The organism is Pikeienuella sp., assembly GCF_046290545.1.
Taxonomy (GTDB): Bacteria; Pseudomonadota; Alphaproteobacteria; order Rhodobacterales; family Rhodobacteraceae; genus Pikeienuella.
In genome coordinates this window covers 35,533-62,398 of the sequence record NZ_JBKAGV010000016.1, presented here as the reverse complement: position 1 = coordinate 62,398, position 26,866 = coordinate 35,533, and the positions used below count along the sequence as shown (strand labels likewise).

Below are 26,866 nucleotides of genomic sequence, written 5' to 3'. Positions count from 1 at the left end.
TCTCCTGTTTTTGAAACGCGCCCGCCTATCCCCTTTGAGACGGGTGCCAGAACGTGACGGCGCGTTCGATGGCCGCCACAATGCCATAGAAGGCGGAGCCCGCAAGCGCCGCCACCGTGATCTCGGCCCAGACCATGTCCACATTCATCCGCCCGACCTCGGTGGAGATGCGGAAGCCCATGCCGACGATGGGCGTGCCGAAGAATTCCGCCACGATCGCGCCGATGAGCGCGAGCGTGGTGCAGATCTTGAGGCCGTTGAAGAGAAAGGGCGCCGCGGCGGGCAGCCGCAGGCGCAGGAGCGTCTGGCCGTAGGAGGCGGCGTAGGTGCGCATCAGGTCCCGCTGCATCGCCTCGGATGCGGAGAGGCCGGCGACGGTGTTCACCAGCATCGGGAAGAAGCACATGATGGCGACGACGGCGGCCTTCGACTGCCAGTCGAACCCGAACCACATCACCATGATCGGCGCGATCCCGACGATGGGGAGCGCGGCGGCGAGGTTGCCGACGGGGAGGAGCCCGGCCTTCAGGAAGGGCGAGCGGTCTATCGCGAGGGCGGTCAGCACGCCGGCGCCGCAGCCGATCACATAGCCCGCGATCACGCCGCGGAAGGTCTGCACGAAATCCGCCCAGAGGATCGGCGTGGAGCCCGCGAAGCGCACGGCGATGGCGGAGGGCGGGGGGAGGAGGACGGGCGATATGCCGAAGCCCCGCACCACGGCCTCCCAGAGCGCAAGGAGCGTCGCGCCGAAGATGAGCGGCGCGAGCCAGCGCGCGGCCTTCGTCCGGCGCGTCAGCCAGACATTCGCTCCCCAGGCCCCGAGCCAGAGCGCGAGCGCGAGGAGGACCCACCCGCTCACGCCCGCCGCCCCCGGAGCGCGAGCCGCTCCACGAGCCCGATCGCCGGCACCAGCGCGCCGGCCATCACCGCGGCGGCGATCAGCGCGGCCCAGATCATCATCGTCTGCCCGTAATAGGAGCCGTTGAGGAGCCGCGCGCCGATGCCGCCGCCCTGCGAAAGCGTCATCTCCGCCACGATGGCCCCGACGAGCGAGGCGGCGACGCCAACCTTCATCGAGGCGAAGAGATAGGGCACGGAGGCGGGGAGGCGGAGCTTGAGGTAGGTCTGGAAGGTGCTGGCGCTGTAGGTGCGCATCAGGTCCACCTGCATCGCATCCGCCGCGCGGAGCCCCTTCACCATGCCGACGGCGACGGGGAAGAAGCTGAGATACATCGAGATCATCGCCTTGGCCGCGATGCCCGATATGCCGGCGGCGTTCAGCACCACGATCATCATCGGCGCGATGGCGAGGATCGGGATCGTCTGGCTCGCGATGATCCAGGGCATGACGGAAAGGCCGGTCGTCCGGCTCGCCGTGATGGCGACGGCGAGGGCGACGCCGAGGATCGTGCCGAAGGCGAAGCCGAGGAGGGTGGAGGAAAGCGTGATCCAGCCATGCCAGACGAGCGAGCGCTTCGAGGTCGGGCTGGTCTCCACCACCGTCTTCCAGAGCTCCGCCGCCACCTGATGCGGGGCCGGGAGCATCGGCCGATCCTGCGCCATGGTCTTCGGCACGATCTCCGCGAAGGTGATCTCCACCCCCGCCCGCTCCGCCTGATCCCGCTCCCATTGCGCGTTGAGGAGGACGGCGCCGCCATACCAGGCGGCGAGAAGGGCGATGAGGATGGTGAGGACGGGGAGGAGGCGGGTCATCGGGCGATCCCTCGACCGTCTTCCCGGCCCCGGGCGCCCTCCTGGCCCCGGACCTGATCCGGGGCCTCGCAGGCATGAGCGCCGCGCTTCACCCAACGGGGCCCCGGATCAAGTCCGGGGCCGGGCGAACGTCGCCCGAAAAATTTCGAAATTTCCAGAAATCCTTTAGAATCAAGCTTCCAACCCTGATTTCCATGGAAATCCGCCGCGCCCTGCGCCTTTCCCCCCTCAATCCTCATAACTGTGCCCCGCCCGGAGCCCCTCCCGCACCCGCGCCGCCACCGCCAGAAACTCGGGCGTCTCGCGGATGTCGAGCGGCCGTTCGCGGGGCAGGGGGCTTTCGATCACGTCGATGATCCGGCCGGGGCGCGGGCTCATCACCACGATGCGGGTGGAAAGATAGACCGCCTCGGGGATCGAATGGGTGACGAAGCAGATCGTCTTCTCCGTCCGCGCCCAGAGGGCGAGGAGCTGCTCGTTCAGATGGTCGCGCACGATCTCGTCCAGCGCGCCGAAGGGCTCGTCCATCAGCAGGAGGTCGGCGTCATAGGCCAGCGCCCGCGCGATGCTGGCGCGCTGCTGCATGCCGCCCGAAAGCTGCCACGGGTATCTCCGCTCGAACTGCGAAAGGTCCACCAGCGAAAGGACGCGCTTCACCCGCTCGTCCTGCTCCGCCCGGCCCATGCCGATGATCTCCAGCGGCAGGCGGATGTTCCCGCCGATGGTCCGCCACGGATAGAGCGAGGCGGCCTGAAAGACGTATCCATAGGCCCGCGCCTTCCGCGCCGCCTCCGGGCTCACGCCGTTCACCGTTATGGAGCCGCCGGTCGGTTGCTCAAGGTCCGCGATCACGCGCAGGAAGGTCGTCTTCCCGCAGCCCGAAGGCCCGATGAAGGAAACGAAATCCCCCTTCGCCACGTCGAGATCGACGTTGGAGAGCGCATGGACCGGCCCGTCGTTCGTCTCGAAGACGAGGTTGAGGCCGGAGGCGGAGACGGCTGGGCCCATCAGACCCCGCTCGCGGGGATGCCCGACCGCTCCACCTTCCGCGGCGCGGTGAGCGCCTTCCAGGTCGAGAGGGCCTTGTTGACCGCGGTGTAGGGCTCCCGCGCGACGAACTCGCCCGTTCCGGGCTTCACGCTCATCGCGCCTTCCGTCGCGGCGACATGACCGCGGGTGAGGGTGAAGCGGGGGAGGCCCTTCACCGTGATCCCCTCGAACACGTTGTAGTCGATGGCGCTCTGCTGGCTCGCCGCGCTGATCGTCTTCTCCCGCGCCGGGTCCCACACCACGAGGTCGGCGTCCGCGCCGACCATCACCGCGCCTTTTCGGGGATAGCAGTTGAGGATCTTCGCGATGTTGGTGGAGGTGACGGCGACGAATTCGTTCATCGTCAGCCGCCCGGTGGCGACGCCGCGCGTCCAGAGCACGGGCATCCTGTCCTCCAGCCCGCCGGTGCCGTTCGGGATCTTGGTGAAATCGCCGACGCCATAGCGCTTCTGCTCGGTGGTGAAGGCGCAATGGTCCGTCGCTACGACTTGGAGCGAGCCGGCGGCGAGGCCGGCCCAGAGCGAGTCCTGATGCTTCTTGTTCCTGAACGGGGGCGACATGACGCGGCGCGCCGCATGGTCCCAGTCCGGGTGGGCGTATTCGCTGTCATCGAGCACGAGATGCTGGATCAGCGGCTCGCCATAGACGCGCCGCCCGTTCTGCCGCGCCCGGCGGATCGCCTCGTGCGCGTCCTCGGAGGAGGTGTGGACGACATAGAGCGGCACGCCCGCCATGTCCGCGATCATGATCGCGCGGTTCGTCGCCTCCCCCTCCACCTCGGCGGGGCGGGAATAGGAATGCGCCTCGGGGCCGTTGTTGCCTTCGGCCATCAGCTTCGCCTGAAGCTCGGCCACAACATCCCCGTTCTCGGCGTGCACGAGGGGGAGGGCGCCGATCTCCGCGCAGCGGCGGAAGGAGGCGAAGAGCTCGTCGTCATTCACCATCAGCGCGCCCTTGTAGGCCATGAAATGCTTGAAGGTGTTGATGCCCGCCGCGGTGACCTTCGGCATGTCGTCGAAGACGCGCTCCCCCCACCAGGTGATCGCCATGTGGAAGGAATAGTCGCAATTCGCCTTCACCGCCTTGTTGGACCACATGGCGAGCGCGTCCGTCAGCGGCTGGTCCGGGGCGGGGAGGGCGAAATCCACCACCATCGTGGTGCCGCCTGAGAGGGCGGCGCGGGTGCCGGATTCGAAGTCGTCGGCGCTGTAGGTGCCCATGAAGGGCATTTCGAGATGGGTGTGCGGGTCTATGCCGCCGGGCATGACGTAGCAGCCGGTCGCGTCCAGCGCGGGGGCGCCGGAGAGGTTCGGGCCGATCTCCGTGATCTTCCCGCCCTCTATCCGCACGTCCGCCTTGTAGGTGAGGTCGGCGGTGACGATGGTTCCGTTCTTGATGATGGTCATGGCGAGGTCCTGTCCTGTGGCGACAGGTCCCGGACCTGATCCGGGACCTCGATGGATTGGGCGGAGCGGCGGCCACGGGCGTTGCGAGCTAGCCTTTGCCGCGTTGCGCTCCGCTCGTCGAGGCCCCGGATCAAGTCCGGGGCCTTGGCGGCTTCAGAGGGGAACTTGATCGCAGAGGTCGCGCCAGTGCGGGTTGTGCTCCGCGATGAGCGTGCCCTTCCACGCCCTTCGCCAGCGCTTGATTTGCCGTTCGCGCTGCAGCGCCTCGTTAAGGGTCTCGTGGACCTCGAACCAGACGAGGGTATGGATGCCGTATTTGCTGGTATGCGCCTCGACCGCTCCGGCGCGGTGCTGTTCGACGCGGCGGCGGAGGTCGTTGGCGCAGCCGGTATTGAGCGCGCCGCCGGGGCGGGAGGCGAGGATGTAGGTGAAGAAGGGGATGGCGCGCCTCCTTCGTCAGGGCCCCGGATCAGGTCCGGGGCCGGGGAACCGCATGTTTCCCTCACCCCACGATCTCCGCCGTCTCCACCACCGCGTGGAGCAGCACGTCCGCGCCCGCGGCCGCCCAGTCCTTCGTGATCTCCTCCGCCTCGTTGTGGGAGAGGCCGCCGACGCAGGGGCACATGACCATCGCGGTCGGGGCGATGCGGTTGATCCAGCAGGCGTCATGCCCGGCGCCGGAGACGATGTTGCGGTGGGAGTAGCCGAGCCGATCGGCGGCGCCGCGTAGCGCCGTGACGCAGCCTTCGTCGAAGGTCACCGGGTCGAAATGGCCCACGGGCTCGATCTCGATCCCGAGGCCGAGTTCGGCGGCGATCTTCGGCGCCTCGGCCTCCAGCCGGGCCTTCATCCGTTCGAGCTTCGCAAGCTCGGGGGAGCGGAAGTCGACTGTGAAGACGGTCTTGCCCGGAATGACGTTGCGGGAGTTCGGATAGACTTCGACATGGCCGACGGCGCCCACCGCGTCCGGCTGCTCCGACATGGCGATGGTGTGGACGAGTTCGGTGACGCGGGCCATGCCGAGCCCGGCGTTGACGCGCATCGCCATCGGGGTGGAGCCGGTATGCGCATCCCGCCCCGTCAGCGTGACCTGGAGCCACCAGAGGCCCTGGCCGTGGGTGACGATGCCGATATCCTTGCCCTCGGCCTCCAGGATCGGGCCCTGCTCGATATGGAGTTCGAAGAAGGCGCGCATCTTCCGCGCGCCGGCGGGCTCCGCGCCCTTCCAGCCGATGCGGGCCAGTTCGTCTCCGAACCGAAGGCCCTTCGCATCCGTGCGGCCATAGGCGTAATCCCGGTCGATCACGCCGGCATAGACGCCGGAGGCCATCATGGCGGGGGCGAAGCGCGTGCCCTCCTCGTTCGTCCAGTTCACGATGACGATGGGGTGGCGCGTCTTCACGCCGAGGTCGTTGAGGGTGCGGACGAGTTCGAGCGCGCCGAGGACGCCGAGGACGCCGTCATATTTCCCGCCCGTCGGCTGCGTATCGAGATGGGAGCCGACATAGACCGGGGGAAGGTCCGGCTCCGCGCCCTCGCGGCGCATGAACATGTCCCCCAGCTCGTCCACGCCCATCGTGAGGCCGGCGTCTTCGCACCAGCGCTGAAAGAGGCGGCGGCCCTCCGCGTCCTCGTCCGTCAGGGTCTGGCGGTTGTTGCCGCCGGCGATTCCGGGGCCGATCTTCGCCATGTCCATGAGCGAATCCCAGAGACGGTCCGGGTTGATCCTGAGGTTCTCTCCGGGCGCGGGCATCGGCTCCCCCTTTGTCTTGACCATCCGGTAAAATCGACGCTAGCCATAATCTTGGGGCGGTCAAGCCCCGCGCCGGGGCCGCCGCATGAACGCGCCGAGAACCAGAATCCAGGCCGAGAACCGGGCGCGCATCGCGGCCGCCGCGCTCGACATTTTCAGCGCGGAGGGTTTCCGCGGGGCGACGGTGGATGCGATCGCGGAGCGGGCGGGCATGTCGAAGCCCAACCTGCTCTATTATTTCCCGACGAAGGACGCGATCTATCGCGAGGTGCTGGAGCGGCTGCTGGAGGACTGGCTCGCGCCGCTCCGCGCGCTCGACGAGGCGGGGGACCCGGTGCAGGAGATCGCCGCCTATCTCGACCGGAAGATCGAGATGGCGCGGGATTTCCCCGCCGAATCCCGCCTCTTCGCCAACGAGATGCTGCGCGGCGCGCCGAACATGATCGACGTGCTGGAAGGCGACCTTCGCGCGCTGGTGCGGGAAAAGGCGCAGGTGATCCGCGCCTGGTCCGCCGCCGGCAAGATCGCGAAGGTGGACCCCTATCACCTCATCTTCGCGATCTGGGCGACGACGCAGCACTACGCCGACTACGACGTTCAGGTGCGCGCCGTGCTGGGCGACGACGGGGAGGGGCGGTTCCATGACGGCGCGGCCTTCCTGCGCCGGCTCTTCCTCAACGGATTGAGGCCGCGCTGACTTTACCTCGCGGGTAATTGGCGCGCGGGGCGGGGCCCGATAGCCGGGGCGCGGATCGACCATCGAGAGGACACCATGACGCCGCTTCGCCTCTTCCTCGGCCTCCTCTTCGCCGCCATCGTGATCTACACGGCGCCGGTGGCGCTGGCCTACGGGGTGAACATCCTGCCGCTCTTCTTCGGAGAGATCTTCGCGATGAGCTGGCAGGGGCAGTTCAACTTCGATTTCTTCCTGATGCTGCTCCTCTCCGGGTTCTGGACGGCGTGGCGGAACGAGTTCTCGCCGGCGGGCCTCGCGCTTGCCGTGCTGGCCGTGTTCGGAGGGATCAGCTTCCTCGCCGCCTATCTCCTCACCCTCGCCATCCGGCTTGACGATGATGCGGCGGCGATGATCCTCGGCCCGCGACGGGCGGCGGCGCTGCGCTCGGGCGCCTGAGGTCAGCGCGAGAGGAGGCGCGGCGCGGGGCCGAGGGGGACGGGGCCGATCCTTGCGCGGCCTCCCTCGAAGACGAGCGTGACGTCCAGCCTGTCCTCCGCGCCCGAAAGCCGGGCGACGAAGCCGAGCCCGGCCTTCAGCGTCTCCGCAAAGGCGGGGGCGAGGACGCCGGCGGCGACCCCGGCGTCCAGCATCTCTCGCCAGTTCTCGGCGCTCACGTCGAATTCGCCCTCGGCGAAGCCCGCCGCATCCGCCTTCATCGCGCCGGTGACCGAGAGGCGGAGCGCGCCCCATTCGGCCCGCGCCTCCCGCAGCGAGAGCTGCGCGAGCTGCGGCGGGCCCGCGTCGATCGCGAAGCGGTCGAGCGGGCGGTCGAGCGCGGCGCGCCCCTCGAAGACCGCGGCCTCCATCGCCGGGGGGAGGGCGCCGGCGGGATCGAGGATCTCCCGCATGTAGTCGGGGAGGCGGAGCCGGAGCGCGTCGGCGCGGAACTCATAGGCGTTGTCCGGCCCCGCGTCGGGCGCGGCGCGGAGATGGACGGTCAGCCGTTCCACGCCCGCCGTCCAGCCCGCCTCCGCCGCCAGCGCGGCGCGTCCGATATCGAGCGAGGCGCGTTCGAGCGGGAGGGCGCTCGCCGTCCTCGTCTTGAGGCTGGCGCGCATCCCGTCCGTCCGGAGCGTGGCGCGCGCGCCGGGCGCGGCGAGGAGCTGCTCCGGCGGCCAGGAGATGACGAAGAAGGTCGGCTCGTAGATCACCTGCGCGATCTCGAGGATGGGGGCGGACCAGGCCCAGCCCGAACCCGGGTCCGCCAGCGCGGGCTCGGTCAGAGTGAGGTCGAGCCGGGAGGGGAAGCCGCGGACGGAAATCTCCGCCTCCGCCTGCCAGCCGGCGGCGCGGCGCGTATCCAGCCACGAGGCCAGCGCCGCTTCCTGCGCCCGCGCGGCGATGAGCCACCACACCCCCGCCGCCACCATCACGGTGACGATCAGCCCGGCGAGCAGCTTCAGTTTCCGCATGTGCGTTCTCCGACTGGCGGCCCGGATTGGCGCGCGTTAGAAGCGGACGATGACCGACGAAGCCGCCGATCTCTGGGTCTTCGCATACGGCTCCCTGATGTGGAAGCCGGGTTTCGCCTTTGCGGAGCGCGCGCGGGCGCGGCTTCCGGGCTATGTGCGGCGCTTCTGCCTCGATTCGATCACCTATCGGGGGACGCCGGATTATCCCGGCCTCGTCCTCGCGCTCGACGAGGCGCCGGGCGCGGCTTGCGAGGGCGTCGCCTATCGGGTGCCGGCGGAGAGCCGGGCGGAGACGCACGACTATCTCCGCGCGCGGGAGCTCGTGACCTATTCCTATCTCGAACGCGTCCTCCCGATCCGGATCGAGGACGGGCGGGAGGCGCGGGCGCTCGCCTATGTGATGGACCGCTCGCACGCGCAATATCGCGGCGGGCTCACGCCGGAGCGGCAGGCCGAGGTCATCGCCCGCGCGGCGGGGCCGGCGGGGACGAATCTCGATTACCTGAAGGAGACCGCGGCGCATCTCGCCGCGCTCGGCGTCGTGGACGAGGAGATCGAACGGCTGAGCCGCCTCGTCTCCGCGCTTGAGGAGGGGCAGACCGGATGATCGTCGTGACCGGAGAGATCGAGTTCCACCCGGAGGACGCATGGCCGGCCATGGCCGCCGCGCTCAAGATGATGGAGGAGACGGCGAAGGAGGACGGCTGCATCATCTACCGTTTCTATTCCGACATCGTGAACCCGCGCCGGTTCCGCATCTACGAGGAGTGGCGGGACGAGGCGGCGCTCGCCGCGCATTTCGACACGCCGCACATGAAGGTTTTCCGCGAGAAGACGGGCAAGCTCCGCGTGCTGGAGCGGCGGCTGGTGAAGATGAAGGCGACGGACGTGACGCCGCTCTGAGCGGATCAGAGCGCGGTCCAGCCCCCGTCCACCGAGATCGTCGTTCCCGTCACCTGCGCCGCATCCTCCGAGCAGAGGAAGGCGACGGTGCCGCCGATCTGCTCAACCGTCGCGAATTCCTTGGAAGGCTGGCGGGCGAGCATCACGTCGCGGATCACCGTCTCCCGGTCCTTCCCGTATTCCTTCATGGTCGCCGGGATCTGGGCCTCCACGAGCGGCGTGAGCACATAGCCGGGGCAGATGGCGTTGCAGGTGATGTGCTGGCCGGCCGCCTCCAGCGCCGTCACTTTCGTCAGCCCTACGATCCCGTGTTTCGCCGCGACATAGGCCGACTTGAAGGGCGAGGCGGTGAGGCCGTGGGCGGAGGCGATGTTGACGATCCGGCCCCAGCCCTTCTCCCGCATCATCGGCAGGGCGATGGCGGTCGTGTGGAAGGCGGAGTTGAGGTTGATCGCGATGATCCGGTCCCACATCGCCACGGGAAAGTCCGGGATCGGGGAGACATGCTGGATGCCGGCGTTGTTCACGAGGATGTCGACGCCGCCGAACGCCTGCGCAGCGGCCTCCACATAGCGCCGGCAATCCGCGCCGTCGCTCATGTCGGCCGGGATGTAGCGGACGTCCGATCCCGTCTCCGCCGCGATGGAGGCGGCGAGGTCGTGATCCTCCTTACGGTCGGTGAAGGAGTTGAGCGCGACCGCCGCGCCCCGTGCGGCGAGGCCGCGGGCGATGCCGAGCCCGATGCCGGAATTCGATCCTGTGACGAGGGCGATCTTGCCGGAAAGCGGGCGGTCGGTCATGTCGGGCCTTGAAGCTGGTCTCTGTCGCGGCGCACCATAGCGGCGGCGGCGCGAAGCGCAATTCGGAGGGCAGGCCAAAAAAAAACGCCCCCGCAAGCGAGGGCGTCAGTGCATTGAGGCAGGTTTCATACAGGCAAGAAACCTATCGAGCAGTGAGGTGAAGATGCGTCATCGGGGCCGCTTTGGCAAGCGTGAAAATCGCGGGACGATGGCTTCGCGTATGGGTTGCAAATTCCGAAAATCCTTATGGATTCTGGCGCTATGCGCCGTTCCTTTCGTGATGGATTCACCTTCCGCCGCGGGGGAGGGCGGGCTTGCGATGCACGGCGAACCGGCGCTGGCGCCCGGATTCGCGCATCTCCCCCATGCGAATCCGGAGGCGCCGAAAGGGGGCGCGATTCGCTTCGGGGAGGTCGGCGGCTTCGACAGCCTGAACCCCTTCATCGTGAAGGGGACGGCGCCCTGGCTTCTCCGCGGGCGGCTCTACGAATCGATGATGGGCCGGAACTGGGACGAGCCCTTCACGCTCTATCCGCTGCTCGCCGAAAGCTGGGAGATCGGGCCGGGGGGCGCCTGGGTCGAGTTCGCGCTGAACCCGGAGGCGCGGTTTTCCGACGGCTCCCCGGTGGAGGCGGAGGACGTCATCTCTTCCTTCGAGACGCTGGGAACGAAGGGGCGGCCGAATTTCCGCTCGATCTGGGCCAATGTGGCGCGCTGGGAACGGACGGGGGAGCGGGCGCTCCGGTTCCATTTCGAGCGGCCGGAGCGGGAGGCGCCGCTGATCCTCGCGCTCATGCCGGTCTTTTCGCGGGCGGGGCTGAGCGGGGATTTCGCGGAGACGAGCTTCGCGCCGCCGCTCGGCTCCGGCCCCTATACCGTCGGCGCCTTCGAGCCCGGCCGCCGCATCGCCTTCCGCCGCGACCCGGACCACTGGGCGCGGGCGCTGCCGCTGATGCGCGGGCAGCATAATTTCGACGAGGTGATCGTCGAGTATTTCCGCGATTCCAACGCGGTCTGGGAGGCGTTCAAGGCCGGGGCGATCGACGTCTACAAGGATGACGACCCGGCGCGGTGGGAGACGGGATACGATTTCCCCGCGGCGCGCGACGGGCGGATCGTCCAATCGGAAGTCCCCCACGGGCGGCCTTCGGGGATGCGCGGTTTCGTCTTCAACACGCGGCGCGACCTTCTTGCGGATATCCGCGTGCGCGAGGCGCTGACGCTGGCGCTCGACTTCGAGTGGATCCGGCGGACGATGCTTTCGGGCGCCTATGAACGGATCGAAAGCTATTTCGGCGGCTCGCCGCTCGCGCATTCCGGCGCGGCGGAGGGGCGGGAGCGGGCGATCCTCGCCCCGTATGCCGGCGCGCTGCCCGAGGGCGCGCTCGACGGCGCCGTTTCGCAGCCCGTCTCCCGCGGGGACGGGCGGAACCGGGAGAATCTCCGCCGCGCTGCGGAATTGCTGGCGGCGGCGGGCTGGCGGGCGGAGGGGGGCGTGCTGAAGGATGCGTCGGGCCGGCCCTTCGCCTTCGAGATCCTCCTCGGCCGGTCGGCGGACGAACAGGTCTCGGGCGCCTGGGCGGAGGCGCTGAAGCGGCTCGGGATCGAGGCGCGCATCCGGCTCGTCGACTCGGCGCAGTATCAGGCGCGGCGGAACGACTACGATTTCGACGTGATGGTGAACGAATGGGCGCTCTCGCTCTCGCCCGGCGTCGAGCAGCGCTTCTATTGGGGGGAGGCGGGCGTGGAGACGCCGGGCACGCGCAACTACATGGGCGTCGCCAACCCCGCGGTGGAGGCCGCGCTCGACGCGCTCGACGCGGCGGAGGACCGGGAGGGCTTCGAGGCGGCGGTCCGCGCGCTCGACCGGGCGCTCACGTCGCTCCGCCTCGTCGCGCCGTTCTGGCATGCGCGGACGAGCCGGATCGCGCATGATGCGGGGCTGCGCTTTCCGGAGCGGACGCCGCTCTATGGCGACTGGATCGGGTTCCTGCCTGAAGTCTGGTGGCGGGAGGGGTAGGGCGCGCCGCACATCGCCGCCAGCCGCGGCAGCAGCGCATCGATCACGGCGTGCGCGCGTTCGTCCGTCGCCCTGTCGCGATGCGCCGCGATTGTCGCGGGCGTGCGAAACAGTAGCGTCGCATCCTCGACAAGCGCGGTTGCAGCGGGAACCGCGTGGGCGGGAACGATCTCAGAGAGAACGGCGGACAGGTGCGCGCTCAGGTCCGCAGCATGGGCGCGGACGAGGTCCATATGGTCTCGCGCGAGTTCGAGATAGGCCAGAAACAGCGCCGGGTCATGGTCGAACCGCGCCCGTTTCATTCTCAGGGTCGCAAGGATCATGGTGCGCAGTCGCTCCTGCGCCGGGGCCTCGGACCGAGCGATGCGCTCGCACTCCGCTTCCACCGCCTCGAACCAACGCGATGCAAGGGCGCGGATCAGGTCCGCCTTGGTCGGAAAGAACCGGTGAGCATAGGATTGCGAGAGCCCCGTGCGGGCCGCAACGTCAGAGAGAACGAGCCGCCGCCCGGACGACTCGATCAGGAGCCGTTCCGCCTCCTCGATCATACGGCTCCTGATCTCGTTTGCGTCGGTCTTCGGTCTGGCCAATCAGATCCACCGCCTCACGCGCCAGGCATAGTCGTCGTAGGTCTTTCCGAAAGCGCGCCGCAACGCAGCCTCCTCATGAGGGATGTACCACAGGTTTGCTGCGACGAAGAAGGCCAGCGGCGCAAGCAGAGCGCACCAATGATTCACAAAGAACGCCGCCGCAAGGAGCAGCAGCAGAAAACCAAGATACATCGGGTTGCGCGTGAAGCGGAAAAGGCCGCCGGTGACCAGCCCTTTTGGCTCACGAAAGGTGTTGATCTCTGCGCCGGCGCGGCCGAACTGGATTCGGGCCATCAGTAGAGCCGCCAGCCCGAGCGGCAGGGGGACGTCCCAAGGCATCGGTCTGTCGGCCCGCATCGGCATTCCCTCTGGATGGTACAACCAGAGCAGGGCGAGTGGGGCGAGCAGCAGGACGAACAGAAGCGGGGGAAGCAGGCGCGGCATCGACGGCTCCATCAATTGATTCGAGATAAAAAATATCTTTTATTACTTCTAACGCAGCGTCAAGGGTGCTTCCGCGGCGGCACGAGACGAGCCTTCGGGTGTGTCAGGATCAGTCCACCAGCTCCGGTCGGCGCACGGCGAAACCGGCCTCTACCTCGGCGGTGGAGGGCGGGGAGACGAGGCCGGCCGAGATGACGAGCTTCGCCGCCTCCTCCACGGTCATGTCGAGGTAGACGACATCGGCCTTCGGCACGAAGAGGAGGAAGCCGGAGGTCGGGTTCGGCGTTGTCGGCAGAAAGACGCTCACCATTTGCGGCGTTCCGGCGCGCGCCGGGATCTCCCCCTTCGTGTCGGTCGAGACGAAGGCGATGGCCCAGAGATCCTTGCGCGGATACTCGATCAGGCAGGCATGCTTGAAGGATGTGGCGGACTGGCTGAGGATCGTTTCGGAAATCTGCTTCAGCGCGTTGTAGATGGAGCGGATGATCGGCATCCGCGCCACCATCCCCTCCCCGGCGCGCACGATCTGGCGGCCGAAGAAGTTCTTCGTCAGCCAGCCGATGAGCGCGGTAAAGGCGAGGAAGACGATGACGCCGAAGCCCGGCACGTCCGAGCCGAGATAGGTTCCCGGGTTGTAGCGCGCCGGGACCCACGGGACGATCGACTGGTCGATGAAGGTGATGACCGTCCACGCAAGATAGACGGTGAGGCCCACGGGCGCGACCAGCACGATCCCGGCGAGGAAATTGCCGCGCAGACGCTGAAGGATGCTCCGCCTCGGGGGGCGCTCGATCAGTCGCGGTTTGCCGTCGGGCCCCGTGGCCATTTCGCCTCCTTCGCAGATGCGGAATATCTAGTATCCGCGCGCCGGGTTAACAATGTTGAGGAGCGGTTCGCCGCGGATCATTCGCCCGATTTGCTCCACAACCACGTGCGCCGCATCCTCGGGCCGCGTCTCCGCCGCGATGTGGGGCGTGACTGTGACGCGGGGATGGCGCCAGTAGAGATGTTCCGCCGGAAGCGGCTCCGTCACGAAGACGTCGAGCGTCGCATGGCGGACCTGCCCGGAGGCGAGCGCGGCGAGGAGCGCGTCATCGTCGATCAGCGGCCCGCGGCCCGGATTGACGATGCAGGCGCCGCGGGGGAGGAGCGCCAGCGTCTCCGCGTTCAGCACATGCCGCGTCTCAGCCGTCGAGGGCAGGATCGTGACAAGGATTTCGGAGCGGGCGAGAATCTCCCTGAGTCCCGCCTCGCCGTGGAGGCAGAGCACGCCCTCCACCGCCTTCGGCGACCGGCTCCAGCCCGCCACGTCGAAGCGGAGCCGGGCGAGCATGGCGGCGGCGTCCGCCCCGAGCGCGCCGAGGCCGAGCACGCCGACCTTCCGGTTGCGGGAGAGAGGCGGCACGCTCGGCTCCCACCGCCCCTCGGCGCTCTGGCGGATATGGCGGTCGATGTCGAGGTGATGGCGGAGGACATGGCCGCAGATGTAATCGGTCATGCCCTCGGTCAGCCCCGGCTCCACCATGCGGCAGAGGACGGGCCCCACGGGCAGGGTCGGGTTGCCGAGAAAACTCTCCACGCCTGCCCAGATGCTCTGGATCACGCGGGCGCCGCCATAGGGCGCAAGGTCCTTCATCCCTTGAACCGGGTTCAGCACCAGCATCTCCACCTTCTCCGGCGGGATCGCCGCCGCGTCGAGATGCAGGGTGAAGGGGATGGAGAGTTCCGCCCCGATCCGCGTCAGGTGCGGCGCCCAGGCCGCCGCCTGTTCGGGCGAGGTGGAAAAGAGGACATGCGTCAAGACGTCAGCTCCTGCGATGGATATGCGCGCTCTGGATGAGGCCGAAGGCGAAGAGGAGCACAAGCATCGCCGAACCGCCATAGGAGACGAGCGGAAGCGGCACGCCCACGACCGGCATGAGCCCCACCACCATGCCCACGTTCACGGCGAAATAGAAGAAGAAGGTCAGCGTAAGCCCCCCGGTCAGCAGGGCGCCGAACCGGTCCCGGTTCGAGGCCATGGAGGCGAAGCCGAAGATCAGCACCAGCGCGTAGAGCGCGAGGAGAGACCCCGCGCCGATGAAGCCGAATTCCTCCGCCAGCGTGGTGAAGATGAAGTCGGTGTGCTTCTCGGGGAGGAAGTTGAGCCGGCTCTGCGTCCCCTCCATGAAGCCGCGGCCGGAGACGCCGCCGGAGCCGAGCGCGATGGTCGATTGCGTGATGTGATAGCCGGCGCCGAGCGGATCCTGGGAGGGGTCAAGAAAGGTCTCGATCCGGCGGAACTGATAATCCTTCAGGAGCTGCCATTCCGTCCCCCGCGAGGCGAAGACGACCGAGACGAGCCCGGCCGCGCCCGCGGCGCCCGCCGCGAAATACCAGAGCGAGACGCCGGCGAGGAACATCACGCCCACGCCCCCCGCCGCGAGCAGGATCGCCGTGCCAAGGTCCGGCTGCGTCAGCACCAGCGCCATCGGCGTGAGGATGAGGAGGAGGGGCGGCAAGAGCCAGAAGGGGCGGGAGACCTTTTCCGCCGGCAACCAGGCGTAATAGGCCGCGAGCGCGAGGACGAGCGCGACCTTCATCACCTCCGAAGGCTGGAAGCGGAGCGGCCCGAGCGCGATCCATCGCTGCGCGCCCATCCCCGTCACGCCCACGAACTCCACCGCGGCGACGAGCGCGAGCGCGCCGGCGTAGACGAGCGGGGAGACGGCCTTCCAGAACCGGATGTCGATCATCGCGACGATCAGGAGCCCGGCGAAGCCGACGGCGAAGCGCAGCATCTGCGGCCGCGCCCATGGCTCGAGGCTGCCTCCGGCGACGGAAAAGAGCATCAGGAAGCCCACCGCGGCGATGGCGGCGACGAGAAGCAGGAGCGCCCAGTTGAGGCGCAGAATGCGCGCCCAGAGGCCCAGGCGCTCCCCCTTTCGCGCGGGTCGGAGGGCGAGGCTCACGCGCGGTTCCGCGGCGTCTCGGCCGCGTCGTCCGGCGTGAGCCGTTCCTGTTCCCGCCGCTCCTCGATCTCGCGCCGCTCCTCGGGCGGATAGGCGCGGAGCGGCGGCTCCCCGCCATAGAGCGCGCGCATCATGATGTCCCGCGCGATGGGCGCGGCGGCGCGGGAGCCGCCGCCGCCATGCTCCACCACCGTCGCGATCGCGTAGCGTGGCTGCTCCCAGGGCGCGAAGGCGACGAAGAGCGCATGGTCCCGCCGGTTCCAGGGCAGGTCTTCGTTGCGGGTGACGCCGCGGGCGCGTTCCGCCATCGTGATGCGGCGCACCTGGCTCGTGCCGGTCTTTCCGGCCATCAGCATCGCCTCGTCGGCGATGCGGCTGCGCCAGGCCGTGCCGCCGGGTTCGGAGGAGACGGCGAACATCCCCTCCCGCACCAGCCGCAGATGCGCGGCGGAGACGCCGAGCGGCGCGGGCTCCGGCGCCGGCGCGGGCCGGCCTCCCACCGTGCGTACGAGCCGCGGCGCGACCATCCGCCCGTCCCCCCCCAGCCGCGCCGTCATCACCGCCAGCTGGAGCGGGCTGGAGAGGACGTAACCCTGCCCGATGCCGACATTGAGCGTGTCGCCGAGCTGCCAGCTCTCGCCATGCCGGGCGAGCTTCCACGCCCGCGTCGGCGCGAGACCGTCGCGCACCGCAGTCATTTCCAGCGCCGGCGCGGGGCCAAGGCCGAAGCGCACCGCCATTTCCGAGATCCGGTCCACGCCGACGCGCCGGGCGATCTCGTAAAAATAGACGTCGCAGGAGGACTTGATCGCTTCCTTCAGGTTCACGTGGCCGTGGCCGCCTCGCTTCCAGCAATGGAAGATCCGGTCCCCGAGCTTGTAGCCGCCGTTGCAGAAGACCGACTCGCCGGGGCCAGCGACCCCGGCCTCGAGCGCGGCGAGCGCGACGATCATCTTGAAGGTGGAGCCCGGCGGATACTGGCCGGAGACGGCCTTGTTCGCGAGGGGGCGGTATTCGTCCTCCAGAAGGGCGCTCCATTCGGCCTGGCTGATCCCGGTCACGAACTTGTTCGGGTCGAAGCCGGGGGTGGATGCGAGGGCGAGTATGTCCCCGCTCTCGATCTCCATCACCACGGTCGCCGCGCTCTCCCCCTCCATCCGTTCGAGAGCGTAGCGCTGGAGGTCGAGGTCTATGGTGAGGCCGATATCGGCGCCCGGCGCGCCGGGCCTGCGGTCGATCTCCCGGATCACGCGGCCGACGGCGTTGACCTCGATCCGGCTTGCGCCCGCGGAGCCGCGCAGCATGGGCTCGAGCGCGCGCTCCACGCCGTTCTTGCCGATGTGGAAATCGGGTATCTGGAAGAGCGGGTCGTCCGCATCCTCCCGGTCCTTGTCGACCTCGGCGAAGCGGGCGACGTAGCCGAGAACATGGCCGAGCTTGCTCCCCTCCGGATAATGGCGGCTGAGGCCGACTTCCGGGGTCACGCCGGGCAGGGCGGGGGCGTTGGCGTTGACGCGGGCGAAGGTCTCCCAATCCAGATTTTCGGCCACGGTGACCGGGACGAAGGCGCTCTTCGAGCGGATCTCGCGCAGGGCGCGGCTCCGCTGATGCGGCGGGATGTCGATGAGACGCGCCAGCTCGTCCAGCACTGCCTCCACGTCCCCCGCCTGCTCGCGCACCAGCACGACGCGGTAGTTCTGCCGGTTGAGCGCGAGGGGGCGGCCCTTCCGGTCGAAGATCTCGCCGCGCGCCGGAGGCAGGAGGCGGACGTTGATCCGGTTCTCCTCCGCCATCAGGAGGTATTCGTCCGCCGAATCGATCTGCAGCGCCTTCAGCCGCCAGAAAAGCGCGCCCATCAACGCCGCCTGCGCGCCGAGGAGGAGGGCGCCGCGGCGGCTGATGCGGGGCGGGGCGCCGGGGCGCGACGCGTCCTTCCTGAAGGAGAAGCGGCTCATCGCGCGCGCCCGATCAGGCGGTGATTCTCCACCGACTCGCCGCCGATCCGCAGGAGGTGGACGAGAAGCACACGGATCGCCAGCGCCGCCGCGAAGGTCGAAACCGCGCCGAGCGCCAGAACGGAAAGCGGCGGCGAGGGCGCGAAAAGCGCCGTCATCGCCACGAGATGGGCGAAGGGGAGGAGCAGCGAGAAGGCCGCCAGAGCCCCCGCCTCGGCGAGCGGGGAGCGGATGAAGCGATCCCGATGAAAGCGGAGATATTCCGCCGCCGCCCAGAGCGTGAGCGCGCCGAGCCCGGCCGGCCCGCCGCCCAGCACGTCCCGCACAAGGCCCAGCGCGAGGATGAGCGCCGCGGGCGAGGAGGACGGGCGGCGCACGACGAAACAGGCGACGACGCCGAAGAGGAGATCGGGCGCCGGCCAGGCGGCGGCCCGCGCGTCGATCGGCGCGAGGCCGATCAGGATCGCCAGCCAGCCGAGCGCGGCGAGCGCGGCCATGCCGGCGAGGCGGGCGGGGCGAGACGCGCTCATCGCCATCAATCCGCCCCCGCCTGACCGAGCAGGGGCGAATCCGGCGCGCCCGGCGCCGCGCCCTCCGCGTCGCCCGGCTCCGCCGGGCTCTCACGGGGGGCGATCAGCCCGCCCGGCGTGTCGATCCGCGTCGAGGGGCGGTAGAGAAGGATGCGCACGAATTCGAGCCGCTCGTAATCCGCCGCGACCTGCACCCGCGCGCCGTATTCGCCGACGACGGCGACGCGGCCCACGGGCAGGTCCGGCGGGAAGACGCCGCCATCCCCCGTCGTCACCACCTGGTCGCCGGGCGCGACGCCGGCGAGCGCGTCGAGAAAGCTTAGCCGGGGCGAATCCGAGTTCTCGCCCGAAAGAATCGCCCGCCGCCCGGAGGGCAGGACCTTCACGGGAACGCGGCTGTTGAAGTCGGTGAGGAGGAGCACGCGCGAGGCCCGCCGCCCGACGCCGACGACGCGGCCCACGAGTCCCTCCCCGTCCACCGCCGCGGCGCCGTCTATCACCCCGTCATCGGCCCCGATGTTGAGAAGCGCCGATTGCGCGAAGGGGCTGCCGCTGTCTGCGATCACCTCGCCGGCGACGAAGCCGGTGCGCGAGCCGAGGCGGAGATTGTTGAGCGCGCGGAGCTTCGCATTCTCCTGTTCGAGCTGCTGGGCCGTCTCCCGCCAGGCGCGGAGGCGCTGGATTTCCGCGCGAAGCTCCCGGTTGCGCTCATGGACGCGCGTGAAATCCCGGAAGTCCGCCGCCATGTCGGAGACCGCGCCGATCGGGTCCGCCGTCATCTCGACCGAGGGCGTGGCCCAGTCCGCGAGGTTCATGCGCAGGCGTTCGAGCCGCGGGCTGTCCGCCCGCCACAGGACGAGGAGCGCAAGCGAGAGGAGGATGAGCGCGACGATCAGGCCGCGGCGAAGGAGCCGCCCGAATTCCGCTCCGATGTCCTCCCGCTCCCGCGCGGCCATCCCTGTCCCTCCCGCGGGGCGCTTCGGCGCCCGGCGTCAGACGCTGTCCCTCAGAACATGCCTCAGCGCGGCCCGATGCTCCAGCGCCTTGCCCGTGCCGAGCGCGACGCAGTTGAGGCATTCCTCCGCGATGGTGACGGCGAGCCCCGTCTGCTCCCTGAGCGCGCGGTCGAGATCGCCGAGGAGCGCGCCGCCCCCGGTGAGCATCACGCCGCGGTCTACGATGTCCGCCGCCAGGTCGGGCGGGGTCGCCTCGAGGGCGACCATCACGGCCTCGACGATCTGCTGAACAGGGTCCTGAAGCGCGTCAGCAATCTGCGCCTGGGTGATCTCGATCTCCTTCGGGACGCCGTTGATGAGATCGCGCCCGCGAATCTCCATCGACTTGCCGCGGCCGTCATCGGGCGTGCGGGCGGTGCCGATGGCCTTCTTGATCCGCTCCGACGTGGCCTCGCCGATCAGGAGGTTCTGCTGGCGACGGAGATAGGAGATGATCGCGTCGTCCATCTTGTCCCCGCCCACGCGGATCGAGCGGGCGTAGACGATATCCCCGAGCGAGAGGACGGCGACTTCCGTCGTCCCACCGCCGATGTCGACCACCATCGAGCCGGTCGGCTCGCCGAAGGGCATCCCTGCGCCGATGGCGGCGGCGACGGGTTCCGGAATCAGCGCGGCCTTCCGCGCGCCGGCGGAGAGCACCGATTCCATGATCGCCCGCTCCTCGACCGCCGTCGCGCCATAGGGCACGCAGACGATGACCTGCGGCGCGGTGAAGAAGCCGCGGCGGTGCACCTTCCGGATGAAGTGCTTGATCATCGCCTCGGCCACGTCGAAATCCGCGATCACGCCGTCGCGCATCGGGCGGATCGCCTGGATCGAGCCGGGCGTGCGCCCGAGCATGAGCTTCGCATCCTCGCCGACGGCGAGAACCTCCTTCTTCCCGTCCTTGATGTGATAGGCGACGACCGAGGGTTCGTTGAGGACGATCCCCTTGCCCTTCACATAGACGAGCGTGTTGGCGGTGCCGAGGTCGATGGCCATGTCCGAAGAGAACATGCCGAAGAGGCCGTTGAACATTCTTGCTCGCCTTTTGGCCCCCGGGTTCGGGGAGCGGTTTCGTCGGTCGGCTTATAGGACGCATGCCAGGGGAGAGAAAGGGCCGCTCGCCGCCCCTCGACCCCGCCTTCGATCCGGCGCGTCCGCATCCGGCGCGTCACGGTATCGCAAGGAGAGTTAACAGAGTTTGACCAAGCGCGCCATTGCGCTGAAGGCTCCTCAGGCGAAGCGCGCAGGCAGTGCGGCGAGGCCGATCTCGAACAGGGCGCCGACGAGTTCGTCCGCCTGGCGCTCTTGCCCCTCCGGCGGCTCGAACCGGGCCGACCAGTAGACGTGGCAGCCGCCGTCTTTCTCCGCCACGCAGGCGAGAATCGCTCGGAAATCGGAGAGGGCGAGCGGACCCTCGACCGTCTCATAGGCGTAGCGGAGCGGCCCGGTCTCGATCAGACGGTCGAAATACTGCTCGCCCTCCGTCGTCGTGATCCGGCGATAGCGCTCTCCCTCGATTTCGGTCGCTTCCGATGAGGCGAACGCGGGATGCCAGCCCGCCGCATGCTCGAAATCGCCGATCTCGCGCCAAACGGTTTCCGGCGGGGTCGCGAGGCGGATCATCCGGGTCACACGGTCATGGGAACTGTCGGTCATCCGTGCAGCATAGCATGTCGCAGACGATTCCCCGAAGGATTCAGCCGCGCGCCAGCGCGTCCATCTTCCGCGCGAGGGCGAGGTCGAGCTGGGTGAGGCCGTTCGCGTCATGCGTCGTCAGCGTCACCTCGACGGTTCCGTAGACATTGGACCATTCCGGGTGATGGTCCAATTTCTCGGCCTCGAGCGCCACCGCGCTCATCCAGCCCCAGGCGCGCACGAAACTCTTGAAACGGAATGTCTTCTTCAGCGCGTCCCGCTCCGGTTCATGCGCCCAGGAGGCGGCGGCGAGGGCGGGGAGGGCGGCCTCCCGCTCGGCTTCACTCAGCTTCGCGGCCATGTTCGTCTCCCTTCCTGAAAGGCCCCCGGCTTCGCAGGTATTCGATCTCCTCGTCAACCGCCGCCCGCTCCCGCCCCAGATAGTCGGAGACGGCGCGGCGGAAGCGCGGGTCCGTGATGTGGTGCAGCGACCAGGTCGAAGTCGGAAGGTAACCGCGGGCGAGCTTGTGCGCGCCCTGCGCCCCGGCCTCGACGCGGGTGAGGCCGAGCTCCAGCGCGGCGTCGATGGCCTGGTAGTAGCAGGTCTCGAAATGCAGGAACGGGTGATGCTCCACGCAGCCCCAATAACGGCCGAACAGCGTCTCACGCCCGATGAAGTTCAGTGCGCCGGCGATCCAGCGGCCGCCCCGCTCGCACATGACAAGGAGCGCGTCATCCCTGAGCCGCTCCTGCGCGAGGTCGAAGAAGCGGCGGGTGAGATAGGGGCGGCCCCATTTCCGGCTCCCGGTGTCCTGATAGAAATCCCAGAAGGCCGCCCAGTGCTCCTCCCTTATGTCGTCCCCCGTCAGCCGGTGGATGCGCACGCCGTTCTCCACCGCCTTCGCCCGCTCTTTCCGAAGGTTTTTCCGCTTGTCGCTGGCGAGGTCGGCGAGGAAGTCCGCGAAGGTGGAGTAGCCCCGGCTTTCCCAGTGGAATTGCTGGTCCTGCCGGCGGAGGAGGCCGTATTCGCCGCCCCGCCGCCATTCCGCCTCGGTGCAGAAGGTGACGTGAAGCGAGGAGAGGCCGTTGGCCTCGGCCAGCCGGATCGCGCCTTGGAGGAGGGCGAGATCCGTCTCCGCCGGCGCACCGGGCGCGGTCAGCAGCCGCCGGCCGGTGGCGGGGGTGAAGGGCACGGCGCCCTGGAGCTTCGGGTAATAGTCCCCGCCCGCATGTTCGAAGGCGTGCGCCCAGTTGTGGTCGAAGACATATTCGCCCTGGCTGTGCGTCTTGCCGTAGAGGGGCATCACGCCGGCGAGCCGCCCGTCCGGCGTCGTCGCCTTCAGGTGCCGCGGCAGCCAGCCGGAGCGGCCGCCGACGCTGCCGCTTTCCTCAAGCGCGAGGAGGAAGCGGTGGGTGGTGAACGGGTCTTTCGGGCGCCCCCCGTCCATGGCTTCCGGCGCCGCGCATCCGTCCCATGCGGCGGCGGGGATGGCGGCGATCGCCGTCTCCACGTCGATGGAGAAGGCCGGCTCCTCGCTCAAGCCCGGTAACCCTCGAACGTCACGCTGTCCGCCACGCGGCGCGCCGCCGCCTCGTCCTCCGGCGAGCGAATCGTCCAGCAGAGGATCGGGAGCCCTTTCGCCTTCACGCGCGCCACCTCGTCATCGCCCAAGTCGTTGTGCTGATGAGAGATGAAGCCGCATCCGAGCGCGTCAAGGTCGTCCATCCGCGCCAGTTCCGCCCGCCGCTCGGGCGCGAGGCCGGACCAGTATTCCTCCCGGAACGAGCAGGTCGTCCGCCCGCGGGGAATCTCTGGCGCGGCGTCGCGGAGCGCGGCGACGGAATGGGGGTTGAAGGACATCACCGCCTTTTCGCCGTCATAGGCGGAGAGCAGCCGCGCCGCGCGCCGCTCCAGCCGCCCGTCCACCGGGCCCATGACGAGGCTCTGGTCCTTCGCCTCGACGAGGAGCGGCGCGCGGCCCGCGACGAGGGAGAGGAATTCGGCCAGTGTCGGGATCCCTTCGTCAGACCCCGTGAGCCGGATGCGGGAAAGCTCCCGCGCCGTCCGCTCCCGCACCGGCCCCGTCTCCCCCGTCAGCCGGTTCAGCTCATCGTCATGGAAGACCATCGCCTCCCCGTCCGCCGAGAGCTGAAGGTCAAGCTCGATGCCGTAGCCGGCCTCGATTGCGGCCTCCGCAGCGGCGCGGGAATTCTCGATCACGCCCGCCGCCCGATCATGCAGGCCGCGATGGGCGAGCGGGCGTTCGATGAAGGCCCGGGGAAGGGGCGGAGTCATTCGACCTCGATGATCGCCTCGACCTCGACGGCGACGCCGAAGGGCAGGTTGACGACGCCGACGGCGGAGCGGGCGTGGCGGCCCTTGTCCCCGAACACCTCGACGAGGAGGTCGGAGCAGCCGTTGACGACTTTCGGATGGTCAGGGAAGTCCGGCGTCGAGTTGACCATGCCGAGGAGCTTCACGACGCGCTTGACCTTGTCGAGATCGCCGGTCGCCACCTTCATCTGTTCAATGAGTTTGATCGCACAAGCCCTTGCGGCCTTGGCGCCATCCTCGGCTGTCATGTCCGCGCCGAGCTTCCCCTTGATGAGGCCGGACGCATCCTGGCTCACCTGGCCGGAGATGAAGACGAGGTTCCCCGTCCGCACGCTCGGCACGTAATTGGCGGCGGGGGCGGCGGGGGTTCCGATCTCGACGCCGAGATCGGCGAGGCGCTTTTCGATGGTTCCGGGCATTGGTCTCTCCTCCTTGGATTCGCTGGCGGAGACTTGCACGGGCGCGGGCCGGCGCGAAAGCGGAAAGGGCGCGGCGTTTCCGTCGCCGCGCCCGCTGTCGCTATGTCCTTCGCAGGCCGGCGCTTCAGGCTGCGGCCCGGCGGCGGCGGCGGGAAAGGCCGCCAAGCGCGCCGATCCCGGCGATCAAGAGCCAGGCGCTGGCCGGGAGCGGGACGGCTCCGACATTGCCGCCGCCCGCTGTGGAGAACCCGAGTGTGAGGCTGTCCCCATTCAGAAGCGTAAGCCCGCCGACGTCGATCAGCACATATTCTCCGCCGGCTGCGTCGCTGCCGGCCAGCAGCGTCGCCAGAAGGCCCGTCGGAGACGCCGGAAACGCGAAGTTGGCGAGCGCGTCGGTTCCGAACTCCGCGCCAGTCGCAAGGTCAAATGACCCGAAGCCTCCAGTCGCCGTTCCGAGGGAAAGGCCGGAGATGGTCGATCCGTCGCTGAAGTTCAGGCCGGCGAGCAGCAGGCAGTTGCAGGAATCGTCAGCGCCCGGGCTGCTCTCCGGACCGACTGGAAAGAATGTCGCGCTGAACTCATAGGTGAGGGTGACCGAGGATGCGTTGACATCGACCATGAAGCGGTCGCCAAAGCCAAAGCGGAATGCGTCCGTGGCGTCATCCGTCACCGTCAGCGGACTGGAGACCTCTGCGGTCGGTTCGATGGTCGTGTTCGGGAAGATCGCGAAACCGCTGATCGCATCGCCGACGAGTGTCGCGGAAGATGCGTGAGCGGCGAAGCCCAGACTGGCGCCGGCAAGCGCCGCCGCACGTAGAAGTCTCTTCATTGATATAACCCCCAAATTGCTGCAGTTGACACACAGACGCTCGCGCCAGATGCTCGTCACGAGGCAGGGCTCGACGCCAATTCTCTGAATTTCAGGATTTCGTAGCGGGCCGTAACTGGAAATCAAAGCATTTTATGCAGCATCTCCATTTTGGAGAGGCTAGAATGGGCATATCTTATTTACAGCTTAAGCGATACTTAATGAATTTGACCTTGGCGAAAGTCGCTCTCTCCGATCTGGAAAGGGGCCGGGCTCAGCACTCAGCCGCCCAGACTTGGGAAACGACGCCTTCCACCGGTCCTGTCTCGCAATAGCTGCGAATCAGCCGGTCGATCGCGCTTCGCGTCAGTCGATTGTGTTTGTCGGAGATTCCCAGCGAGGCCACCATTTTCCAGTGGCCGTACATGAGGCTCACGAAGAGAAAGGAAAGCTCGTCCGCCGACCGAAGGCTGAGCGCTGGATGCGCGAGCCGGAATTCATGCGAGATGACCTGACCGAGAAGCGTGTACTGCGAGCGGAGATTGGCGCGGACCGGCTCGGAGCCGGTCGCAAGGCTCATCATCGCGTCATACACCGCGTCATCCGCGGGCTTTGGCGAGCCTTCCAGAAGGTCGAAATAGAAGTCGAGGAACATTTCCAGCCGCCTTGGCCCGTCCAGCCGGGCAGCGTTGTCTATCAGCGCCTGACGATAGGCCTCGGCCAACCGGTCGCAGACAGCCAGCATGAGCGTATCGGCGTCCGGAAAATGATAGCGGACGGATTGCCTTGTCAGACCCGCAGCTCCGGCGATTGCGTCATAGGAAACGGGCGGCAACCCGGATCTTTGAATCACGTCTATCGCCGCAGAAACGATCATGGATTTTGTATCGCCGGATTGTTTCATCCCGAAACTCCAAGAATTACGTCCGTATCGAGAATTTTATAGTGACAGGGGCGTGAGTCCAGATCGCCTATTCGCTCTTGTTCCATAGGGGCTCCCTCGCCGCGGCCAGCGGTTCGGCGGATCGGGCGGGCTGGCTGTTCGGGCCGACCGGTCATGGCTCCCGTCTCTTGCGCCGCCGCGCATCCGGGTATTCGGTGCTGAGGCGAACGGAGAGGGCGAAACGATGCTGGACGCGGCGTCTGCGATGTCGGGGGTTTCCCTCGGGGTCTTTCTCGGGGCGGTGGTGATCCTGTTCGTCACGCCGGGCCCGAACATGATGTTCACCATCGCCTGCGGCCTCGCGGGAGGGCCGCGCGCCGGGCTTGCGGCCGGGTTCGGCGGGGCGGCGGGGATGATCGTCCACACCGCAGCGGTCGCCGCCGGCCTCGCCGCGCTCCTCCACGCCGCGCCGGGGCTCTATGACGCCGTACGGTTCGGCGGCGCGGCCTATCTGGTCTGGCTCGCGGTGGAGGCCTGGCGGGCGGGCGACGCGCTGGAGGCGCGGCTCGGGCGCGACGTTCCCTGGCGGGCCTTCCGCCGCGCCTTCCTCACATGCCTCCTCAACCCGAAGGTGGCGATCTTCATGCTCGCCTTCCTGCCGCAATTCGTGGACCCGGCGGCGGGGCCGGCTGCGCCGCAGATCGTGGTCCTCGGGCTGATCGTCGCCGTTTTCGCGCTCCTCTTCGACGGGGCCTACGGGCTCTTCGCGGGCGTGGCGGCGGACCGGCTGCGCCGCGCCTCGAAGACGCTGAATCGCATCAGCGCGATTGTGTTCGGCGGCCTCGCCGTCCGCATCGCGCTGGACTGACGGGGAGTCGCATGCCCGAGTTCGAGATCGCGACGCTCCTCGCCTTCCTCCTCGCGTCCGTCGCGCTCTACGTGACGCCGGGGGCCGACATGATGTTCATCAGCGCCAGCGGCGCCGCGGGCGGCGTGCGCGCCGGCCTCGCCGCAGCGCTGGGCGTGAGCCTCGGCAGCCTCTTCCATGTCGGCCTCGCCGCCGGCGGCGTCGCCGCGCTGATCGCTGCGTATCCGGCGGCCTATGACGCGCTGCGCTGGGCGGGGGCGGCCTATCTCCTCTGGCTCGCGTGGCGAAGCTGGCGCGCCCGGCCCGCGGCTTCGGGCGAGGGCGCGGGGCGCGCCCGCGCGGCCTTCGCGCGGGGGGCGCTCACCAACATGCTCAACCCGAAGGTCTCGCTCTTCGTCCTCGCCTTCCTGCCGCAATTCGCTGACCCGGCGCGCGGCCCGGTCTGGCTGCAGATCGCCCTTCTCGGCGCGCTCTTCGCCCTCGCCTCGATCCCGTTCAACTGCCTCTGGGGCGCGCTCGGCGGGGCGCTGGCGGCGCGCGTCCGCAGGGCGGGGCGGGCGCTGAACCGCATCGTCGCGCTCGTCTTCGCAGGGCTTGCGGCGCGGCTCGCTCTCGGCTGAGGCGCGCCGGGGCCACGGGGCGCCGCTTTCCGGC

Annotated in this window: 31 protein-coding genes; 7 read left to right on the top strand and 24 right to left on the bottom strand. The window is 68.7% G+C overall.

All coding sequences use genetic code 11. The features are described from left to right. Positions 1 to 25: 25 nt before the first annotated feature. The 6 genes from ACE37J_RS15515 to ACE37J_RS15490 form a co-directional block, all read right to left on the bottom strand. A complete protein-coding gene (locus ACE37J_RS15515) occupies positions 26 to 796 on the bottom strand; it encodes an ABC transporter permease (protein ID WP_409712914.1) in 771 nt (256 codons plus the stop codon). 59 nt (positions 797 to 855) lie between these two features. Then, complete coding sequence (locus ACE37J_RS15510; protein ID WP_409712535.1) at positions 856 to 1,713, bottom strand: ABC transporter permease; 858 nt, start codon at positions 1,711 to 1,713, stop codon at positions 856 to 858. Positions 1,714 to 1,941: 228 nt separating this feature from the next. Next, positions 1,942 to 2,721 (bottom strand): ABC transporter ATP-binding protein, encoded by a 780-nt coding sequence (locus ACE37J_RS15505; protein ID WP_409712533.1) that lies wholly within the window; start codon positions 2,719 to 2,721, stop codon positions 1,942 to 1,944. Continuing rightward, positions 2,721 to 4,169, bottom strand: coding sequence for a dihydropyrimidinase (gene hydA / locus ACE37J_RS15500; protein WP_409712531.1), 1,449 nt, complete (start codon positions 4,167 to 4,169; stop codon positions 2,721 to 2,723). The genes ACE37J_RS15505 and hydA overlap by 1 nt, the downstream gene beginning before the upstream one ends. Before the next feature lie 153 nt (positions 4,170 to 4,322). Beyond that, positions 4,323 to 4,592, bottom strand: a complete 270-nt coding sequence (locus tag ACE37J_RS15495; RefSeq protein WP_409712912.1) for a GIY-YIG nuclease family protein — start codon at positions 4,590 to 4,592, stop codon at positions 4,323 to 4,325. Between the two features lie 79 nt (positions 4,593 to 4,671). After that, positions 4,672 to 5,922 carry a Zn-dependent hydrolase gene (locus ACE37J_RS15490; protein ID WP_409712529.1) on the bottom strand — a complete coding sequence of 417 codons (1,251 nt, stop codon included), beginning with the start codon at positions 5,920 to 5,922 and terminating at the stop codon, positions 4,672 to 4,674. 85 nt (positions 5,923 to 6,007) lie between these two features. Between ACE37J_RS15490 and ACE37J_RS15485 the strand changes: the two genes are divergently transcribed. Both ACE37J_RS15485 and ACE37J_RS15480 read left to right on the top strand, forming a co-directional pair. Next, positions 6,008 to 6,619, top strand: coding sequence for a TetR family transcriptional regulator C-terminal domain-containing protein (locus tag ACE37J_RS15485; protein WP_409712527.1), 612 nt, complete (start codon positions 6,008 to 6,010; stop codon positions 6,617 to 6,619). A gap of 75 nt (positions 6,620 to 6,694) precedes the next feature. Next, a complete protein-coding gene (locus ACE37J_RS15480; RefSeq protein WP_409712525.1) occupies positions 6,695 to 7,054 on the top strand; it encodes a hypothetical protein in 360 nt (119 codons plus the stop codon). Positions 7,055 to 7,056: 2 nt separating this feature from the next. Here ACE37J_RS15480 and ACE37J_RS15475 read toward each other — a convergent pair whose 3' ends face one another. Further along, positions 7,057 to 8,070, bottom strand: a complete 1,014-nt coding sequence (locus ACE37J_RS15475) for a DUF2125 domain-containing protein (protein ID WP_409712523.1) — start codon at positions 8,068 to 8,070, stop codon at positions 7,057 to 7,059. A 49-nt stretch (positions 8,071 to 8,119) separates the two neighbouring features. Here ACE37J_RS15475 and ACE37J_RS15470 point away from each other — a divergent pair, with 49 nt between their 5' ends. Then, positions 8,120 to 8,677, top strand: coding sequence for a gamma-glutamylcyclotransferase (locus tag ACE37J_RS15470; RefSeq protein WP_409712521.1), 558 nt, complete (start codon positions 8,120 to 8,122; stop codon positions 8,675 to 8,677). Beyond that, complete coding sequence (locus tag ACE37J_RS15465; protein ID WP_409712519.1) at positions 8,674 to 8,973, top strand: putative quinol monooxygenase; 300 nt, start codon at positions 8,674 to 8,676, stop codon at positions 8,971 to 8,973. Before ACE37J_RS15470 ends, ACE37J_RS15465 begins: the two co-directional genes overlap by 4 nt. Before the next feature lie 5 nt (positions 8,974 to 8,978). Here the strand turns inward: ACE37J_RS15465 and ACE37J_RS15460 are convergent, their stop codons facing one another. After that, positions 8,979 to 9,773, bottom strand: coding sequence for a 3-hydroxybutyrate dehydrogenase (locus ACE37J_RS15460; protein ID WP_409712517.1), 795 nt, complete (start codon positions 9,771 to 9,773; stop codon positions 8,979 to 8,981). Between the two features lie 280 nt (positions 9,774 to 10,053). Here ACE37J_RS15460 and ACE37J_RS15455 point away from each other — a divergent pair, with 280 nt between their 5' ends. After that, positions 10,054 to 11,793: an extracellular solute-binding protein gene (locus tag ACE37J_RS15455; protein ID WP_409712515.1), complete on the top strand. Its 1,740-nt coding sequence runs from the start codon at positions 10,054 to 10,056 to the stop codon at positions 11,791 to 11,793. On the opposite strand, the gene ACE37J_RS15450 is transcribed toward ACE37J_RS15455, so the two are convergent. The 16 genes from ACE37J_RS15450 to ACE37J_RS15375 all read right to left on the bottom strand — a co-directional run bounded on the left by ACE37J_RS15450 (position 11,742) and on the right by ACE37J_RS15375 (position 25,365). Then, complete coding sequence (locus ACE37J_RS15450) at positions 11,742 to 12,383, bottom strand: hypothetical protein (RefSeq protein WP_409712513.1); 642 nt, start codon at positions 12,381 to 12,383, stop codon at positions 11,742 to 11,744. The genes ACE37J_RS15455 and ACE37J_RS15450 overlap by 52 nt on opposite strands. Further along, positions 12,384 to 12,827: a methyltransferase family protein gene (locus tag ACE37J_RS15445; RefSeq protein WP_409712511.1), complete on the bottom strand. Its 444-nt coding sequence runs from the start codon at positions 12,825 to 12,827 to the stop codon at positions 12,384 to 12,386. 109 nt (positions 12,828 to 12,936) lie between these two features. Further along, positions 12,937 to 13,653: a DUF502 domain-containing protein gene (locus ACE37J_RS15440; RefSeq protein WP_409712509.1), complete on the bottom strand. Its 717-nt coding sequence runs from the start codon at positions 13,651 to 13,653 to the stop codon at positions 12,937 to 12,939. Positions 13,654 to 13,680: 27 nt separating this feature from the next. Next, positions 13,681 to 14,628 carry a 2-hydroxyacid dehydrogenase gene (locus ACE37J_RS15435; protein ID WP_409712507.1) on the bottom strand — a complete coding sequence of 316 codons (948 nt, stop codon included), beginning with the start codon at positions 14,626 to 14,628 and terminating at the stop codon, positions 13,681 to 13,683. A gap of 4 nt (positions 14,629 to 14,632) precedes the next feature. Next, positions 14,633 to 15,778: a rod shape-determining protein RodA gene (gene rodA / locus ACE37J_RS15430; RefSeq protein ID WP_409712505.1), complete on the bottom strand. Its 1,146-nt coding sequence runs from the start codon at positions 15,776 to 15,778 to the stop codon at positions 14,633 to 14,635. Continuing rightward, positions 15,775 to 17,733 (bottom strand): penicillin-binding protein 2, encoded by a 1,959-nt coding sequence (gene mrdA / locus ACE37J_RS15425; protein WP_409712503.1) that lies wholly within the window; start codon positions 17,731 to 17,733, stop codon positions 15,775 to 15,777. Before mrdA ends, rodA begins: the two co-directional genes overlap by 4 nt. Beyond that, on the bottom strand, positions 17,730 to 18,263 hold the full coding sequence (locus tag ACE37J_RS15420) for a hypothetical protein (protein ID WP_409712501.1): 534 nt from the start codon (positions 18,261 to 18,263) through the stop codon (positions 17,730 to 17,732). The genes mrdA and ACE37J_RS15420 overlap by 4 nt, the downstream gene beginning before the upstream one ends. Positions 18,264 to 18,268: 5 nt before the next feature. Then, positions 18,269 to 19,219, bottom strand: coding sequence for a rod shape-determining protein MreC (gene mreC, locus ACE37J_RS15415; RefSeq protein ID WP_409712499.1), 951 nt, complete (start codon positions 19,217 to 19,219; stop codon positions 18,269 to 18,271). A gap of 36 nt (positions 19,220 to 19,255) precedes the next feature. Next, complete coding sequence (locus ACE37J_RS15410) at positions 19,256 to 20,296, bottom strand: rod shape-determining protein (protein ID WP_409712497.1); 1,041 nt, start codon at positions 20,294 to 20,296, stop codon at positions 19,256 to 19,258. 198 nt (positions 20,297 to 20,494) lie between these two features. Further along, positions 20,495 to 20,920 carry an SRPBCC family protein gene (locus ACE37J_RS15405; RefSeq protein WP_409712495.1) on the bottom strand — a complete coding sequence of 142 codons (426 nt, stop codon included), beginning with the start codon at positions 20,918 to 20,920 and terminating at the stop codon, positions 20,495 to 20,497. A gap of 40 nt (positions 20,921 to 20,960) precedes the next feature. Further along, positions 20,961 to 21,260, bottom strand: coding sequence for a 4a-hydroxytetrahydrobiopterin dehydratase (locus ACE37J_RS15400; protein ID WP_409712493.1), 300 nt, complete (start codon positions 21,258 to 21,260; stop codon positions 20,961 to 20,963). Continuing rightward, entirely contained in the window at positions 21,241 to 22,440 is a 1,200-nt protein-coding gene (locus ACE37J_RS15395; protein WP_409712491.1) for a GNAT family N-acetyltransferase, read from the bottom strand. The genes ACE37J_RS15400 and ACE37J_RS15395 overlap by 20 nt, the downstream gene beginning before the upstream one ends. Then, positions 22,437 to 23,195, bottom strand: coding sequence for a glycerophosphodiester phosphodiesterase family protein (locus ACE37J_RS15390; RefSeq protein ID WP_409712489.1), 759 nt, complete (start codon positions 23,193 to 23,195; stop codon positions 22,437 to 22,439). The genes ACE37J_RS15395 and ACE37J_RS15390 overlap by 4 nt, the downstream gene beginning before the upstream one ends. Beyond that, complete coding sequence (locus ACE37J_RS15385) at positions 23,192 to 23,653, bottom strand: RidA family protein (RefSeq protein WP_409712487.1); 462 nt, start codon at positions 23,651 to 23,653, stop codon at positions 23,192 to 23,194. Before ACE37J_RS15385 ends, ACE37J_RS15390 begins: the two co-directional genes overlap by 4 nt. A 124-nt stretch (positions 23,654 to 23,777) precedes the next feature. Then, on the bottom strand, positions 23,778 to 24,542 hold the full coding sequence (locus ACE37J_RS15380; RefSeq protein ID WP_409712485.1) for a VPLPA-CTERM sorting domain-containing protein: 765 nt from the start codon (positions 24,540 to 24,542) through the stop codon (positions 23,778 to 23,780). Between the two features lie 193 nt (positions 24,543 to 24,735). Then, positions 24,736 to 25,365 (bottom strand): TetR/AcrR family transcriptional regulator, encoded by a 630-nt coding sequence (locus tag ACE37J_RS15375; protein WP_409712483.1) that lies wholly within the window; start codon positions 25,363 to 25,365, stop codon positions 24,736 to 24,738. A gap of 244 nt (positions 25,366 to 25,609) precedes the next feature. On the opposite strand from ACE37J_RS15375, the gene ACE37J_RS15370 reads away from it, so the two are divergent. Beyond that, positions 25,610 to 26,212, top strand: coding sequence for a LysE family translocator (locus ACE37J_RS15370; RefSeq protein ID WP_409712481.1), 603 nt, complete (start codon positions 25,610 to 25,612; stop codon positions 26,210 to 26,212). 11 nt (positions 26,213 to 26,223) lie between these two features. Continuing rightward, the gene (locus ACE37J_RS15365) at positions 26,224 to 26,832 is read left to right on the top strand and encodes a LysE family translocator (RefSeq protein ID WP_409712479.1); all 609 of its coding nucleotides are present in this window, start codon (positions 26,224 to 26,226) and stop codon (positions 26,830 to 26,832) included. Positions 26,833 to 26,866: the final 34 nt, after the last annotated feature.